This is a genomic window from Burkholderia sp. AU18528 (genome assembly GCF_002223215.2).
Taxonomy (GTDB): Bacteria; Pseudomonadota; Gammaproteobacteria; order Burkholderiales; family Burkholderiaceae; genus Burkholderia; species Burkholderia semiarida.
On sequence record NZ_NKFC02000006.1, the window covers coordinates 2090275 to 2106159 of the forward strand.

General features: G+C 67.6%; 13 protein-coding genes and 1 pseudogene. 8 read left to right on the forward strand and 6 right to left on the reverse strand.

Features of this window, described 5'->3' with window-relative positions; all coding sequences use genetic code 11:
• The first annotated feature begins 82 nt into the window (after positions 1-82).
• Positions 83-508 (forward strand): PACE efflux transporter, encoded by a 426-nt coding sequence (locus tag CFB52_RS26230; protein ID WP_099317947.1) that lies wholly within the window; start codon positions 83-85, stop codon positions 506-508.
• A gap of 8 nt (positions 509-516) precedes the next feature.
• Here the strand turns inward: CFB52_RS26230 and CFB52_RS26235 are convergent, their stop codons facing one another.
• The 5 genes and pseudogenes from CFB52_RS26235 to CFB52_RS26255 all read right to left on the reverse strand — a co-directional run.
• The gene (locus CFB52_RS26235) at positions 517-1143 is read right to left on the reverse strand and encodes a trimeric intracellular cation channel family protein (protein WP_059575420.1); all 627 of its coding nucleotides are present in this window, start codon (positions 1141-1143) and stop codon (positions 517-519) included.
• Positions 1144-1437: 294 nt separating this feature from the next.
• Positions 1438-2385, reverse strand: coding sequence for a choline ABC transporter substrate-binding protein (locus tag CFB52_RS26240; protein WP_060314054.1), 948 nt, complete (start codon positions 2383-2385; stop codon positions 1438-1440).
• Between the two features lie 104 nt (positions 2386-2489).
• Positions 2490-3488: a GlxA family transcriptional regulator gene (locus CFB52_RS26245; protein WP_059575422.1), complete on the reverse strand. Its 999-nt coding sequence runs from the start codon at positions 3486-3488 to the stop codon at positions 2490-2492.
• A 107-nt stretch (positions 3489-3595) separates the two neighbouring features.
• On the reverse strand, positions 3596-4492 hold the full coding sequence (gene choW, locus CFB52_RS26250) for a choline ABC transporter permease subunit (RefSeq protein WP_059575424.1): 897 nt from the start codon (positions 4490-4492) through the stop codon (positions 3596-3598).
• Positions 4485-5931 (reverse strand): annotated as a pseudogene (locus tag CFB52_RS26255) (glycine betaine/L-proline ABC transporter ATP-binding protein); the annotation flags it as partial. The gene choW and the pseudogene CFB52_RS26255, both read right to left, overlap by 8 nt.
• A 329-nt stretch (positions 5932-6260) precedes the next feature.
• Between CFB52_RS26255 and CFB52_RS26265 the strand changes: the two are divergent.
• Positions 6261-9638: a DUF2339 domain-containing protein gene (locus CFB52_RS26265; RefSeq protein ID WP_099317808.1), complete on the forward strand. Its 3378-nt coding sequence runs from the start codon at positions 6261-6263 to the stop codon at positions 9636-9638.
• Positions 9635-10990: a DUF3999 domain-containing protein gene (locus CFB52_RS26270; RefSeq protein ID WP_099317809.1), complete on the forward strand. Its 1356-nt coding sequence runs from the start codon at positions 9635-9637 to the stop codon at positions 10988-10990. Before CFB52_RS26265 ends, CFB52_RS26270 begins: the two co-directional genes overlap by 4 nt.
• 165 nt (positions 10991-11155) lie before the next feature.
• Here the strand turns inward: CFB52_RS26270 and CFB52_RS26275 are convergent, their stop codons facing one another.
• A complete protein-coding gene (locus CFB52_RS26275; RefSeq protein ID WP_099317810.1) occupies positions 11156-11944 on the reverse strand; it encodes a GNAT family N-acetyltransferase in 789 nt (262 codons plus the stop codon).
• 279 nt (positions 11945-12223) lie between these two features.
• Between CFB52_RS26275 and CFB52_RS26280 the strand changes: the two genes are divergently transcribed.
• The 5 genes from CFB52_RS26280 (at position 12224) to CFB52_RS34380 (ending at position 15826) form a co-directional block, all read left to right on the forward strand.
• Positions 12224-12529 carry an NIPSNAP family protein gene (locus CFB52_RS26280; RefSeq protein WP_059575435.1) on the forward strand — a complete coding sequence of 102 codons (306 nt, stop codon included), beginning with the start codon at positions 12224-12226 and terminating at the stop codon, positions 12527-12529.
• A gap of 310 nt (positions 12530-12839) precedes the next feature.
• Complete coding sequence (locus CFB52_RS26285; RefSeq protein WP_060968372.1) at positions 12840-13490, forward strand: NADPH-dependent FMN reductase; 651 nt, start codon at positions 12840-12842, stop codon at positions 13488-13490.
• Between the two features lie 232 nt (positions 13491-13722).
• Entirely contained in the window at positions 13723-13941 is a 219-nt protein-coding gene (locus CFB52_RS26290; protein ID WP_006480563.1) for a hypothetical protein, read from the forward strand.
• Between the two features lie 95 nt (positions 13942-14036).
• Entirely contained in the window at positions 14037-14939 is a 903-nt protein-coding gene (locus CFB52_RS26295; protein WP_059575437.1) for a hypothetical protein, read from the forward strand.
• A gap of 587 nt (positions 14940-15526) precedes the next feature.
• Positions 15527-15826 (forward strand): hypothetical protein, encoded by a 300-nt coding sequence (locus CFB52_RS34380; protein WP_144029761.1) that lies wholly within the window; start codon positions 15527-15529, stop codon positions 15824-15826.
• Positions 15827-15885: the final 59 nt, after the last annotated feature.

Consider the following 15885-nt stretch of genomic DNA (forward strand, 5'->3'; position numbering starts at 1 on the left):
AGGTGAATTGAAGCGGCTGCGCAACGCGACTAGCCTTGCGAGACGTCGCGGCATGGTGCCGCCGTCGAACCGGAGGAACCCCGTGCAAGGCCTACCGCGCAGGATCACGCAGGCGGTGCTCTACGAAGCGATCGCCATTTCCTGCATCGCGCCCGTGATCGCGACGCTCTTCAAGCAGAACCTCGTCTATTCGGGCGCGCTGTCGGCGACGATGTCGGCGATCGCGATGCTGTGGAACATGATCTTCAACGCGCTGTTCGAGCGCTGGGAAGCATCGCGCCGGCAGCCGGCACGTACGCTCGGGCGGCGGATTCTGCACGCGACCGGATTCGAGGGCGGGCTGATCTTCATCCTCGTGCCGGTCGTATCGTGGTGGCTCGACATCTCGTGGTTCGACGCGTTCGTCGTCGATATCGGGCTGTTCGCGTTCTTCTTCTGCTACGCGTTCGTGTTCCAGTGGGCGTTCGATCGCGTGTTCGACGTGCCGGCGGCGACGAAGGGGTCGTGAGCCGGGGCCTACGCCCCCGCGGCGATTTTCGGCAACTGCCAGCCGAAACGCACCGCCGCCATCCGCAGCGCGAAGCACGCTAGCCCGCCCAGCAAGGCCGCGACGACAGGCGGGCAACCGAGCCGCCGGCACAGCACGACGACGACCGCGCCGAGCAGCGCCGCGCTCGCGTAGATGTCCGTGACCAGCACGACCGGTATCCGTGCGAGCAGCAGATCGCGCACGACGCCGCCCCCGCAGCCGGTCACCGCGCCCATCAGCGTGGCAATGAACGGCGGCACGCGGAATTCGAGCGCCTTCACGGCGCCCGCGACCGCGAACAGCGCGAGGCCGGCCGCATCGAGCATCGTCAGCAGCGACGGCGAAAACGACGCGACCCGCGCATGAAACACGAAGGCGAACAGTCCTGCGGCGAACGCGAGCGCCGGATAACGCCAGTCGCTCACGGCGCTCGGCGGGCGAGCGCCGATCAGCAGGTCGCGAATCACGCCGCCGCCAAGCGCGACGACGAGCGACAGCACCATCACCCCGAACAGGTCGAGTCCGGCGCCGATCGCCGCATTGGCGCCCTCGATCGCGAACACCGCCGTGCCCGCGAGATCGGCCGCGAGCACGACTTGCTCGATGCGTTTCATGCGAAGGTTTGGCCGCGGTACGGCAGCGCGCGGTGACAGCCTGCGTCGGCCGAAGCGGTCGCGCTATTCAGCCGCGTGCCGGCCGCGTGTTGCCGTCCGGATGCATCAAGCGGGTTGCGGGTCATTGCCGTCTCCTCGATCGGGGATCGAGCAGTCTAGCGCATCGTCCGGCGACCGTCGGGCGGAGCATGAAGCGGGCAGCAAAAAGCCGGCGCAAGCAGGTCACCCCGCTTACGCCGGCTCAACATTCAGGTCAGGCTTCGCGCCGCGGCCGCCCAACCCGACACGTCACCGTCAATGCGCGCCGAGATACGCCTTCACCGCCGGCAGGCCCGGCTTGCCGTCGATCGTCGTCACGCCGGCCAGCCACTTGTCGAGCGCCTCCGGGTTCGCCTTCAGCCACGCGGCGGCGGCCTTGTTCGGGTCCTGCTTGTTCATGATCGGCACCATCACGTGGTTCTCGATCGCCGTCGTGAACTGCAGGTTCGACACGAACTTCGCGACGTTCGGGCAGCGCTGCGCGTAGTCGGGCGGCGTCGCCGTCAGCACCTTCGCTTCGCCGTAGTTCGGGCCGAACACGTCGTCGCCGCCGGTCAGGTAGTCGATCTTCATCTGCACGTTCATCGGATGCGGTTCCCAGCCGAGGAACACGATCCACTGCTTGTCGCGGATCGCGCGATTCACCTCGACCAGCATCCCGGCCTCGCTCGACTCGACCAGCTTGAACTTGCCGAGGCCGAACTGGTTGCCGTCGATCATCTTCTTGATCAGCGCATTGCCGTCGTTGCCCGGTTCGATCCCGTAGATCTTGCCGTTGAGCTTGTCCGCGTACTTCTGGATGTCCGCGAACGACTTCAGGCCGCCCTGGTACACGTAGTCGGGCACCGCGAGCGTGTATTTCGCGCCGGTCAGGTTCGGCGTCGCGAGCACCTTGATCGTGCCGGCCTTCGTGAACGGCTGGATGATCGGGTCCATCGTCGGCGACCAGTAGCCGAGGAACACGTCGATCTGCTTGCTCTTGATCCCCGCGAACGTGATCGGCACCGACGCGATCGTCTTCGTCGGGTTGTAGCCGAGCCCCTGCAGCATCGTCGACGCGAGGCCCGTGGTCGCCGCGATGTCGGACCAACCGACATCCGCGAAGCGCACGTTCTTGCACACGGGCGGATCGGCCGCATAAACGGCCGACATCGGCGCGGTCATCCCGATTCCGCACACCGCTGCGATCAATAGGCGCTTCATCTTGCTTCTCCTCAAAGTGATGTCGTTTGCTTGAATGCGGGATCGTTTGTTGAAGCCGCGCGCCGCGATCCCGGCGACGTCGCGGACCGTCCGATTGCCCCGGCTCAGCGCCCCGGCAGCCGGCGCTCGTAGCTCGGCGCATGGCCGAACTGCGCGCGGTATGCCTTGCTGAAATGACACGGCGAATGAAAGCCGCAGACCGCCGTCACGCGTGCGATCGACGCATCGGTCGTGCGCAGCAGGTCGCGTGCGCGCTTCAGGCGCAGCGTCAGGTAATAGTGGGTCGGCGACACGTTCAGGTACACCTTGAACATGCGCTGCAGATGCCGCTGCGACAACCGCACGAGCCGCGCGAGCTCCTCGAGCGACAGCGGCTCCTCGATGTTCGCCTCCATCAGCCGCACGACCTCGATCAGCTCCGCACGCGAGAAGCCGACCCGCGCATCGACGGGAATCGGCTGCGTATCGGTCGAGCTGCGGATGCGCTCGAGGATGAACTGCTCGGAGACCTGCGCGGCCAGTTGCTGGCCGAACCGCATGCCGACGAGGTTCAGCATCAGGTCGAGCGGCGCGGTGCCGCCGGTGCAGGTCAGGCGGTCGCGATCGACGACGAACAACTCGTCGGCGAAACCCACCTGCGGGAATTCGGAATGCAGCGCGGACAGGTTCTCCCAGTGCACGGTGCAGCGATAGCCGTCGAGCAGCCCGCTCGACATCAGCGCGTACGCACCCGTGCAGATTCCGCCGAGCGGCAGCCCGCGTTCGGCGAGTGCCGTGAGCGTATCTCGCGCGCCGTCGTCGACCACGTCGCGGATGCGGATGCCGCCGCACACGATCATCACGTCGGGCAGGTTGTCGTAGTCGAGCGCCTGCGTGGGCCGCACCGCGATGCCGTTGCTGGCATGCGCGGGGGCGCCGTCGAGCGAGTAGATCGACCACTTGTAGTGATCCGCCCGCCCGACGTAGTTCGCCATCCGAAGCACTTCGACCGCGCTCGAGAACGCGATCATCGAGAAGTTCGGCAGCGTCAGAAAGCCGAAATGGGCGAGGGACGAAACCGGTGAAACGCAGGCGGCGGGCGCGACAGCGACGGCGGACGTCACATCGGTCTCCTGGCGAGGAGGTTGCGGGGAGCCAGCCCCGCGGCCGAAGCCGCGGGAGCCGTTATCCATTCAGGGTGAGCGGCCGGCGCGTTGCCGGCCGCCGGAGATCAGGCCTGCGCGGGCGAAGCCTTCACCCGAAAGAGCTGCTTGAGGCCCGAGAACAGCGGCGCCTTCGCAGTGCCCGGCGCGCGGCCGAAGCTCTCGGTGATGCGGTCGAGAATGATCGCGAGCAGCACGACCGACAGACCGCTTTCGAAGCCGAGACCGATGTCGAGGCGCTGGATACTCGCGAGCACGTCGTTGCCGAGGCCGCCCGCGCCGACCATCGACGCGATGATCACCATCGACAGCGCCATCATGATCGTCTGGTTCACACCCTGCATGATCGACGGCAGCGCGTTCGGGAACTGCACCTTGTACAGCAGTTGCCACGGCGTGCAGCCGAATGCCTGACCGGCTTCGACGATCTCGCGGTTCACGTGGCGGATGCCGAGGCTCGTGAGGCGCACGGCCGGCGGCATCGCGAAGATCACCGTCGACAGGATCCCCGGCACGCGGCCGAGACCGAACAGCATCGCGGCCGGAATCAGGTAGACGAAGGCCGGCATCGTCTGCATCAGGTCGAGGATCGGCCGCACGATCGCGGCCACCCACTTGCTCTTCGCGGCCCAGATCCCGAGCGGGATGCCGAGCACGAGGCTGATGATCGTCGACGACAGCGTGAGGCCGAGCGTGATGACCGTCTGGTCCCAGAAGCCCGTCGCGAAGATCAGCAGCAGCGACGCGGTCGTGAACAGCGCGAAGCGCCAGCCCACCCGCCACAGCCCGACGCCGATGAAGATCGCCATCATCAGCCACATCGGGATCGCCTGCAGGCCATGCTCGACGAATGCGGCGAGCCCTTCGATCGCTTGACCGATCGCGTCGAACGTCTTCGCGTCGTGGTCGAGCAGGTAGTGAACGGACTGGTCGACCCAGGTACCGAGCGGAATCATTTCAGACATGGGAGCCTCGCGAACGCGTGATGGCCTTCAGGATGAGCGCACGATCGACCGAGCCGCAGTAGCAGCCGTCGTCGTCGACGACGGGCAATGCATTCGGGCTCGCGACGACGCGCGCGACGACATGTTCGAGCGACGCATCGCGCCGGATGCTTTCGATCGGCCGCACCGACGGCGTGTCCTGACCGAGCGCCTCGCGCGTGACGAAGCCGCGAATCTTGCGTGCGGCATCGAGCACGAACGCGTATTCGGCGCTGCCGTTCAGCGACGCCGCGACGTTCGCGGCATCGCACTTCGACACGAGCGGCACGGCGCCCGTCTGCATCAAGTCGCCGGCGGTGAGGTAGCGGCTCGTGTCGATGCCGTCGAAGAACGCGCGCACGTAGTCGTCCGCCGGATTCGCGATGATGTCCTGCGGCGTGCCGACCTGCACGAGGCGGCCGCCTTCCATGATCGCGATGCGGTTGCCGATGCGCAGCGCTTCCTCCAGATCGTGCGACACGAACATGATCGTGCGGCGCTGCTCCTTCTGCAGTTGCAGCAGCACGTCCTGCATTTCGCGGCGCTTGAGCGGATCGAGTGCGGAGAACGCCTCGTCCATGATCATCAGCGACGGGTTCACGGCGAGCGCGCGGGCGAGGCCGACGCGCTGCTGCATGCCGCCCGACAGCTCGGACGGCAGCTTGTGTGAAAACGGCGCGAGGCCGACCTGCTCGAGCACTTCCATCGCACGGCGCTCGCGCTCCTTCTTGCCCATGCCCGCGACTTCGAGGCCGAACGCGGCATTCGACACGACGGTGCGATGCGGCATCAGCGCGAACGACTGGAACACCATGCTCATGTCCTTGCGGCGCAGCGCGGTCAGCGCCGAGCGGCGCGCCGACGCGACGTCGAGCCCGTCGATCAGCACCTTGCCGGCGCTTGGATCGACCAGCCGGTTCACGAGGCGGATCAGCGTGGACTTGCCGGAGCCGGACAGGCCCATCAGCACGAAAATTTCGCCTTCCTGCACATCGAAGGAGACGTTGTGCACGCCGACGACCTGACCGGTGCGCTTGAGCACATCGTCCTTCGTCGCGCCGGCGGCGAGCATGTCGAGCGCCTGCTGGGGATTGCTTCCAAACACCTTGCACAGACCTTCGACCACAACCTTGGGGGCATCCATCGAAACCTTCTCCTCGTGTAGCGGGGACTCGCGCTTGTCATAGCGTGCCTACATAGTTGCCAGAAAAAACCCCGACCTGCCGACGAATTACGACAAACGCTTGCGCAAATACGACACGGCCCGCAGCCCCGCCCGGCGGGCCGCGCAGCCGATTGCGGCGGCGCAATACGCGCACGGCCCGCAACGGCGGGCATTCCGCGCCGGACTTGTGCGCAGCAACGCGGCGCGCATCACATGAGGTTTTGCGCCAGCGCGCATCGGGCACGCGTCGTTTTGCGACAAGTTCACGTCCGTTCAGGCGTCGATTCGCTCAGACGAAAACGCGCACTGCATTCGTCAGTAAAAAGCATGACCGTGCAGAAAGCCGGATGGCGACACCGGACGGCGCACGCCGCGATACCGCGTCAACCCCGCAAATCGCAGCATGCGCGCTGTGATACATTCCCCGCAAACACGCCAATCGCGACGCCGTCGCGGGCCTTTCGCACGAGGGCCCGGCCGTACGACGCGCGCATGCCGGTTCGCCTGCCGGCCGTGCTGAAACCGCCTCGAGCCGGTGCGATCCGCGATCGAAGGACGATAACGATAGTGAGAGGGAGCAAGGCGTTGAACTGGGCATTCGCCGTAATCGGCTTCATCGTGGGCGGCATCGCCGCCTTGATCGGGGATTTCTCGGCCGGAAGCGGCTCGCTGCTCGGGGCCGCCGTCGGGTTCTGCGTCGGGCACGCGCTGCGGCAAAGCAAGCTCCGTCACGCGCCCGCCGCGCCCGATTCATTCGCGATCTCCACGGCGCCGCCTCCCACCCCGTTACCGCTCGCCGATCGCGTCGCGCGCCTCGAAGCCACCGTCGACACGCTCACGCGCGAACTCGATTCGCTGCGCGCGCAACTGGCGGGCGCGAAGGCCGGCGCGGCGACCTCCGGCGGCCTCGCGCAAACGGCGTCGGCCGGCGCCTCCGCGCCGCTACCGGCCCACGTTCCGGCCACGCCCGCCCAACGATCTGCCGCCGCACCGGTCGACACACCGGCATCGGCTTCGACGCCGGCACCCGCAGCGGCACCCGCACCGGCAACCACGGCACGCACCGCCACGGCGTCCGCTCACGCCCACACCACCGCCAGCGCGCCCGCCACCGCGAGCCGCGCGGCCCCGCCCGTACCGCCTGCGCCGCGCGAACCCGGCCTCGCCGAACGCGCGTTCGGCGCCGCACGCGACTGGCTGCTCGGCGGCAACACGGTGGTGCGTGTCGGGATCATCGTGCTGTTCTTCGGCGTCGCGTTCCTGCTCAAGTACGCGGCCGACAACGACATGCTGCCGATCGAATTCCGCCTCGCGGGCACGGCGCTCGCCGCGGCCGCGCTGCTCGCGATCGGCTGGCGCGTGCGAGCGCGCCGCGCCGCATACGGTCTCGTGCTGCAAGGCGGCGGCGTCGGCATCCTGTACCTGACGATCTTCGCCGCGACCAAGCTTTATGCGCTGCTGCCCGTCGGCGCCGCGTTCCCGCTGATGGTCGCGATCTGCGCGCTGAGCGCGTTCCTCGCGGTGCGGCAGAACGCGCTGCCGCTCGCGTTCATGGGCAGCGCGGGCGGCTTCCTCGCACCGATCCTGCTGTCGACCGGCCAGGGCAACCATGTCGCGCTGTTCAGCTACTACGCACTGCTGAACGCGGGCATTTTCGCGATCGCGTGGTTCAAGGCCTGGCGCCCGCTGAACCTGCTCGGCTTCGTGTTCACGTTCACGATCGGCTCCGCGTGGGGCGTGACGGCCTATCGCCCCGCGCTGTTCGCGAGCACCGAGCCGTTCCTCGTCCTGTTCTTCCTGATGTATGTCGGTATCGCGCTGCTGTATGCGGTGAAACGCGAACTCGCGCTGCGGCACTACGTGGACGGCACGCTCGTGTTCGGCACGCCGATCGTCGCGACCGCGCTGCAGGCGTCGCTCGTGAAAGGCATGCCGTTCGCGCTCGCGTGGAGCGCGGTCGCGCTGTCGGCGTTCTACGTCGCGGTCGCCGCATGGCTCGCGCGGCGCCGCGACCGCCTCGGGCTGCTGTTCGAATCGATGCTCGCGCTCGCGGTCATCTTCGCGACGCTCGCGGTGCCGCTCGCGTTCTCGGGGCCGACGACCAGCGCCGCGTGGGCCATCGAAGGCGCGGCCGTCGTGTGGCTCGGCGTGCGCCAGAAGCGCCTGCTCGCATTCGGCTTCGGGCTGCTGATGCAGCTCGCCGCGGCAGGCGCGTTCTTCACGAGCCTGCTCGCGCCGGCCGACGCGACCGCGCTGCCGGTGCTCAACGGCCCGACCATCGCGATGCTGCTGATCGCGCTCGCCGGCCTGTTCACCGGCTGGTGGCTGCACGGGCGCGGCGAAGCGCGCGCATGGCACGCATGGATGCCCGAGATCGGCGTCGCGGCCGCTGCGTGGGGGCTGCTGTGGTGGGTCAGCGGCGGGCTGCACGAGATCCTGGTCCATGCAAGCCGCCACGTCGACCTGCATGCCGATCGCTTCGTCGTCGATACGACCGCACTGTTCGCGGCCGGTACCGCGTGGCTCGCGCACGCCACGCGCCGCCGGCTCGCATGGCCGCTCGCCGAATGGCCCGCGCTCGCGCTCACGCCGGTGCTGGCGCTGCTCGCGCTGCGCGCGTTCGATGCGCACGAAGCGCCGCTGTCGGGCATGGGTGCGTTCGCGTGGCCGGTGGCCGCCGGTGCGGGGCTCGCGCTGCTGTGGCGCCAGTCGCGCGACACGGGCCGCGCCGCTGCCGCGAACGACGCGGCGCCGGCCGTTGCAGCAGGCATCCTCGCGCCGCTGCATACGCTGACGTTCTGGACCCTGTGCGGGCTGCTCTCGCTCGAAGGCTTCTGGCGCCTGCACGCGTTCGTCCCCGAAGGCGCGTGGAGCTGGAGCGCATGGGCATACGGATTCGGCGCGCTGCTCCTGCTCGTGTCGGGCCCCGGCTCGCGCCTGCGCTGGCCCGTCGCGGCGTTCCCGCGCGCGTATCAGGTGTGGGGGGCCGCGCCGCTCGCCGCGCTGCTGTGGCTGTGGAGCCTCGCCAGCACGGTCAGCGACGGCGACGCAGCGCCGCTCTTCTGGGTGCCGCTGCTCAATCCGCTCGACGTCGCGCAGGGTCTCGTGTTCGTCGCCTTCGCCGCGTGGCTGCGCCGCCTGAAAACGCTCGGCATCGCGTGGCATCCGCGCGTCGTCGACTATGCGGCGATCGCGACCGTGTTCCTGTGGTTCAACGCGCTGATGCTGCGCACGCTGCATCACCGCTTCCACCTGGGCTACGACATCGACACCGTGGTCTCGTCGTTCGGCGTCCAGCAGGTGTTCATGGTCGGCTGGAGCCTGTTCGCGTTCGCCGGGATGTGGCTCACACGCCGCGACGGCATCGCCCGTCTCTGCGCGTTCGCGTCGCTGCCGCTGATCGTCGTGATGTGGGCGTGGACGTTCTACGCGAACTTCACGCAGGACGGCGGAAGCTGGGCGCGCGTGCCGCTGTTCAATCCGCTCGATCTCGTGCTCGCGGTCGTCTACGCGCTCGCCGCGTCGTGGTTCGTGCGCGCGCGCAAGCTCGGCTGGTCGTTCGGCAGGTACCGCGTCGAGCTGCTGGGTGCGGCCGGCGCGACCGGCTTCCTGTGGCTGAACGCGATCCTGCTGCGCACGCTGCATCACTGGGCCGGCGTGCCGTATGAATTCCGCGCGATGGCCGAATCGACGCTCGTGCAGGCGTCGGTATCCGTGTACTGGACGGTCTGCGCGCTCGCGATCGCGATCTGGGCCACGCGCCGCGGGTTGCGGCCGCTGTGGTTCGTCGGCGCCGCGCTGCTCGCGCTCACGGTCGTCAAGCTGTTCCTGTTCGACCTGTCGCATGTCACCGGCATCGAGCGCATCGTGTCGTTCATCGGCATCGGCGTGCTGCTGCTGTTGATCGGCTATTTCTCGCCGCTGCCGCCGAAGGCAGCCGCGCAACAGGACGGCCGGCCATGAAACGATTCGCCGCCCTGCTCGGGCTGAGCCTGTTCGCGTCGTTCGCGGCGGCCGGCGATGCCCCGAATGCAGCCCGCGTCGCGCAGCGCTTCGCGCTCGACCTCGACGGCAGCGCCGCGTACTACCAGCTCACCGTGCCGCAGCCCGTGTATGCGGCGAGCCGGCGCGACGATCTCGGCGACGTGCGCATCTTCAACGGCGCGGGCGAGCCAGTGCCGTACTCGCTCGACGCGCCCGCCGCCGCGCCTGCCGTGCCGCCGTCCCGCACGCCGGTGCACTGGTTCCCGCTGCCGCCCGCCCGCGCCGGGAACGGCAACGCGCCGCTCGGCGTGACGGTCGGCCCGGACGGCGCGCTGCGCGCGGCCGTCGCGACGCCTTCGCGCACCACGCACGGCGCGGACCTCGTCGACCTGTCGCATACCGACGGCAGCATCGATGCGCTGCTCGTGCACGTGAGCGACGACAGCTACCAGGGGCGTGTGTCCGTCGAAGCCAGCGACGACCTGCGCAGTTGGCGGCCGCTCGGCAGCACGCAGTTGCTGAAGGTCGGCCGCGGCAGCGACATGCTGGTGCAGGAGCGCATCGCGCTCGACGGCGCCGCGCCGCGCTACCTGCGGCTGGACTGGCTCGACGACGCGCCTGCGATCGCGTCGATCGACGTCGAGACGCATCCGCGCGACGCTCGCGGCGCCGATACGGCATCCGCGCCGCGTCAGTGGCGCGACGCCGTGCGGGTACGCGCCGGCCGTGCGCCGGGCGAGTATCTGTTCGACACCGATGGCGCGTATCCGGTCGACCGCGTGCGCATCGGCCTGCCGCAACCGAACACTGTTGCACGCGCGGCGCTGCAAAGCCGTGCCGACGCACAGGCGCCGTGGCGCGACGTCGCGGGCGCCGTGCTGTTCCGGCTGCAGGGCAAGGGCGGCGAGCAGCGCAATCCGCCGCTCGAGTTCGTCGCGAATACGGACCGCACATGGCGAATCGTCGTCGACATGCGCAACGGGGGGCTCGGCGGCGGGCAGCCGGCCGTCGCGATCGGCTGGCATCCGGCCGCGCTGACCTTCGTCGCGCGCGGCGCGCCGCCGTTTACGCTCGGCGTCGGCGACGCGTCGCTCGGGTCGTCGGCCGTGAGCCGCGACGCACTGCTGGTCGGCATGGCGCCCGAAGTACGGCCCGCGCGCGTCGGCGCGGCGCTGGCGGCGGCGTCGGTCGCGCCGGTGGCCGCCGCCGACACGGACGCCGCGCGCCGCTACGTGCTGTGGGGCGCGCTGGTGGTGGCGGTCGGCATGCTCGGCACGATCGCGTGGCGCCTTGCGAAAGGCGGCGGCGACGCCCGCGGCCGCGACGAGTGACATACGCAAGCAGTTGCGTGCCGCCCGGCGCGCCGTTCGTCGAGCCGGCTCGTTCTCCTGGCCATCGGAACGCGTGATTGCGCCGATTGGTCGAGTGGCCCGCGTCCCGTCCTCGCGTGAAGCCCACGCGACGGGCGAACGGCACGAACCGGAGTCCGCCCGCCGCTATCGGGCCACGAAACGGCCGTGCTGACGCGGCCGCCACGGCGACGACCGGCAACTGGCCGCACCGGCCGCGCGGCGCGCCGCGAAACGTCCGGCGCGACGCAAACCCGCCTCGCGCCGGGCCAACACGACAATGCGCGGCGCCCACGCATGCAGGACACGCCGCACGGCCGCCACACGCGCAGCCAGCCGCGACGCCGACGACACCCGGCGCACGGGGCGTGCAACGGGCCGCTTGCACAGGATCGCGCTGTCGTAGCGCTTGCCGGCGAAGCGCATCACGTCGACCACCTCGAAGCCCTGCGCGCCGTAGAACGCCAGCAGGTGCGCGGCGGGATGCGGCGTATCCAGCGCGAGCAGCGCATAGCCGCGCGACGCGGCCCACTGCTCGGCGAACGACAGCAGCAACGCGCCGATCCCGCGGCTCTGGCAAGCCGGGTCCACCGCCACCTGGCGCACGCTCGCGACGCCTTCACGGCGGTATAGCGAACAGGCCGACGACGGATCGGTCGCGTACAGCGTGGCCGTGCCGACGACGCGCCCGCCGCACACGGCGACGTAGCACTCGCCCGCTTCCGCACGGTGGCGCGTGACGTCTTCGTCCTGATCGACGCACGTGCAGTTGAGCCCCATCGCACCGAGCCGCGCGAACGCACGGTGCAGCATCGGCGTGAGTTGTGCGTAGCTGTCGATTGCCGGATCGAAGCGCCGGACGATCACCCGATCGGCGCCCACGGAAAGCGGCGCGGCAGGGGCGGGTTCGGCGATCGCGTTCCAGGGTATCGACATGGCCATGCTCCGTGGTGAAGATGCCCGAAGTCTAGGAGCGCGCCGGTCGCCGTCGCAAGAAAAAATGTCGTAAAAATCCACGGGTAGCGCGGCTGGCGGAGGTGACGAGTACGGCGTATTTCGACGCTGTGCGCACGTCATGGCGAACACATCGAAGTGCCGATCGTTGCTCGCGCAAGCAACGCATCAAGCAACGAAACCGACGCCGGCGTGCACGCCGTTGACACGTGCCGCCCCGCGCTCCAGACTCGCGGCTCCGCCACTGCATCGCGAGCGCCCATGATCACCTGCTTCCTTCGCTACGTCGTCGACCCGTACAAACTCGTCGAATTCGAGACCTACGGCAAGATGTGGATTCCGCTCGTCGAACGGTTCGGCGGCACGCATCACGGCTATTTCCTGCCATCCGAAGGCGCGAGCAACATCGCGCTGGCAATGTTCTCGTTCCCGAGCCTCGCCGACTACGAGCGCTACCGCGAACGCTCGAAGGACGATCCGGCCTGCCAGGCCGCGTTCCGCTACGCGGAGGACACGCGTTGCATCGTCAGCTACGAGCGCAGCTTCTTCCGGCCGGTGTTCGCGTAACGGGCCACGCCGCGGCACGCATCGGGCCCCGTTTTCCGGCCGAGGACGAAAAAAAGCCCCGCCGCATCCGCGTGGCGGGGCCAACCCATGTCAGTAGAGACATCATGGAGGAGACGCACCCATCTTATCGACCGTGGTGCACCGTCCCAACCAAGCATTTCTGCTATCGATCTGCGCGGCCGCGCACACGATTGCCCCGGCGCGCGGCATATCGATAGAACGAAAAGTCGTTTTCAGAGTGGCGACGCGGTCGTTACCATCTGGTTTTAAGCCTGTGCTTAGCCGGGCAAGCCACTCCCAGGAGCGCCCCTTGACTGCATTCGATCAACACCGCCGCCCGTTCGTCGTCGGCATCGGCGGTACCACCCGGGCCGCGTCGTCCACCGAACGCGCGCTGTCATTCGCCCTGCGCGGCGCGCAGGCCGCCGGCGCGCGTACGCGCCTGTTCGACGGCCCGTTCCTGCACACGCTGCCGCACTACGCCCCCGAACACAAAACGCTGACCGACGCGCAGCGCGAGCTGATCGACGCGGTGCGCCAGGCCGACGCGATCATCATCGCGACGCCCGGCTATCACGGCGGCGTGTCCGGCCTCGTGAAGAACGCACTCGACACGCTCGAGGAGCTGCGCGCGGACGAACGCCCGTATCTCGACGGCCGCGCGGTCGGCCTGATCGTCACCGCCTACGGCTGGCAGGCGGCCGGCACCGTGCTGACGTCGCTGCGCTCGATCGTCCATGCGCTGCGCGGCTGGCCGACGCCGTTCGGCGCCACCGTCAACACGCTGGAAACGCGTTTCGACAGCGCCGACAGCTGCTCGGATCCGAAGGTCGTCGCGCAACTCGAGACGGTCGGCGCGCAAGCGGCCGAATTCGCGCTCGCGTTCGCGTCGCATCGGGCGGCCTCGCACGCGGCGTCGGTCGATGCGCTCGCCCCCGTGCTGAAGGTCGCCAACCAGTAACCCCCCGCATTCCGCCGCGCGCCCTCGATCGACAGGATTCGACGAGGGCGCGCGGCGCGTCTTCCGACGCGTGCGACATGCGGGCGCGTCGTCCCGGCTCCCGACAACACCGTTCCGCGTCCCGCCCCGATAACGATTCAGCCCGCCGCGTCATTTGCATTGGCCGAAAGATTGGTTCACCCGACCGGCGGGTTTGCGTACGCTGAAAGTCCGAACTTTTTCCGCGCATGCCATGAACCGTACGATCCGCTACAAGGGCTACGAAGTCGCTCCCGCTGCCGCCCGGTTGCCGAACGGGCTGTTCGCCGCCAACCTGACGATCGAACGCGCGAGCGGCGGCCCGTCGCCGCGCTCCGTGTCGTTCGACGCAATCGATTTCTTCTTCGAGGAAGAGCACGCCCTCGCGTACGCATCGCGCTGGGGCCGCCTCTGGGTCGACACGAACGCGTGACATGCGCGGGGCCGGCGTGCACATGGCCGCTCGAAAATACGCGATGACGGAAGCTGTGCAAGAATCTTTCGATCCGTAATCGCATAACAATAGCCATGACCGACACGCTGCAGGAAGAGCATGCAGCCGCAGATCACGCAATGCGCAACTGGACCTTCGAGGCCCAAGGCCCGGTCCGGATCGGTTCCGATGCGCACAAGCAGATGTTCTGTCGGATGCTGCTCGACACACACAACCCGTACAAGCCGGCCGTGATCGACTGGCCGGCGCTCCAGCCGGCCGAGCTGAGGCGGCTCACGTCGCTGCCGATCTGGGACATCGCGGTGCAAACCGAAGGCCGCGCGTCGATCCGCGTGGCGACCTACGCCGCGACAGTCGACGATCCGCTGCTGCGCCGCGCGCTCGAGATGGACGGCGGCGAGGAAGCCCGCCACAAGGTCGTGCTGTCGAAGCTCGTCGAGGCGTACGGCATCCGCCTCGCGCCCGAGCCGGCCTACCCCGCGCCGAAAGATCCCGAATGGTCGTGGATGATGACGGGCTTCAGCGAGTGCATCGACAGCTTTTTCGCGTTCGGCCTGTTCCGCTCCGCGCAGCGCTCCGGCTATTTCCCGCCCGAACTGGTCGAGACTTTCGAGCCCGTGATCCAGGAAGAAGGCCGCCACATCCTGTTCTTCGTCAACTGGTACGCATGGTACTGGCGCACGATGCCGTGGTGGCGCCGGCCGTGGTTCTTCGCACGCGTCGCAGCCGTGTGGGTGCAGCTGATCCGCGACCGCATGAGCATCGCGCGCGGCATCGATGCCGACGGCGCCGCGCGTGACGCGAATTTTCCGGCGACGGGCACCGCCGATATCGGCGATGCGTTGAACCCGCGCGAGCTGATCGAGCTGTGTCTCGTGGAAAACGACCGGCGGATGGCCGGTTACGACAAGCGCCTGCTGCGCCCGATGTTCGTGCCTCGGATGGCGCGGTTCGCGCTGCGGTTTCTGAAGAAGTAAAGCCGGAAGTTTGCCGCGGGTCATGCGGCAGGCTGGCCCATTCGGCCCACGCTCGTGGGCCGAATGTGGCGCGCCCGATACATTCGATCCCCCCTCTTTTTATTCGCCACGCCGAGGCGGCGGCGGCGTGGCGGACAAATTGCGGCTCTCGAGCCTGACATTTCGCCCCCCCTCCGACGCGACGCCGACCCGTGGGCGTTGGCGCCCCGTCGACACCACGCCAAACACCCGCCACGAGCCCACCTGCTCGACTTCCGGCATATGCGCCGATTCCGCCCTAACAGCGATATCAATGCGATCGTCAATAGGACAAATCCGATAAATCGACGCGGAGTGTTTCATTTGGGCGCTCTGTAGCAATTTTTTACAACTTCGACGGCCGGGCGGCCCGGAGCGCCCGTCACACGGGCCCCAGCGCCGGGCGGGATGCGCACATCAGCACAATCAAATACACTTCGAATCCGATTAATTGGGCCATCAGATAATCCCCATACGCAAACAAAAAAATTCAATACAAGCCGAATTATTAACAAGTTAATAATTCGACAAAAGCGTTATCTCATCGCAATCCCCATAACATTACAAACATGAAAGAATTTGGCGCCACGCAAACGTTTGCTATTTCATTTGTCTTACTTTTAAGTCCGCCCAGTGTGTCATCTACCGCACAAAACAACAACAACTATTTGATTTTTAAAAGAAAACAGACATCTACGCAGAAGAATTCAAACCATACTTCAAGCATTCTTGAATCTTTCAAATTCATTCCAACTCCCCGCGTCAAAACACGTCGCATTAACCATTCTTTAACTTTAAAAACACTTCATTTATCACTGTTTGTCAATCTTAAAAATGCACCTCCAATAAACTCCGCCCATCAATTTTGAGATTCGCGCGAGCGCACGGAGCAATCCTCTAACAAAAGAGACCGGTGTGTGGCGTGCAC

Bases quoted from the DNA above. Each gene is read 5' to 3' on its own strand.
- CFB52_RS26235 (WP_059575420.1), bottom strand. From the start codon at position 1,143: ATGAAACGCATCGAGCAAGTCGTGCTCGCGGCCGATCTCGCGGGCACG.
- CFB52_RS26240 (WP_060314054.1), bottom strand. From the start codon at position 2,385: ATGAAGCGCCTATTGATCGCAGCGGTGTGCGGAATCGGGATGACCGCG.
- CFB52_RS26270 (WP_099317809.1), top strand. From the start codon at position 9,635: ATGAAACGATTCGCCGCCCTGCTCGGGCTGAGCCTGTTCGCGTCGTTC.
- CFB52_RS26295 (WP_059575437.1), top strand. From the start codon at position 14,037: ATGACCGACACGCTGCAGGAAGAGCATGCAGCCGCAGATCACGCAATG.
- CFB52_RS26280 (WP_059575435.1), top strand. From the start codon at position 12,224: ATGATCACCTGCTTCCTTCGCTACGTCGTCGACCCGTACAAACTCGTC.
- CFB52_RS26290 (WP_006480563.1), top strand. From the start codon at position 13,723: ATGAACCGTACGATCCGCTACAAGGGCTACGAAGTCGCTCCCGCTGCC.
- choW (WP_059575424.1), bottom strand. From the start codon at position 4,492: ATGTCTGAAATGATTCCGCTCGGTACCTGGGTCGACCAGTCCGTTCAC.
- CFB52_RS34380 (WP_144029761.1), top strand. From the start codon at position 15,527: ATGAAAGAATTTGGCGCCACGCAAACGTTTGCTATTTCATTTGTCTTA.
- CFB52_RS26275 (WP_099317810.1), bottom strand. From the start codon at position 11,944: ATGTCGATACCCTGGAACGCGATCGCCGAACCCGCCCCTGCCGCGCCG.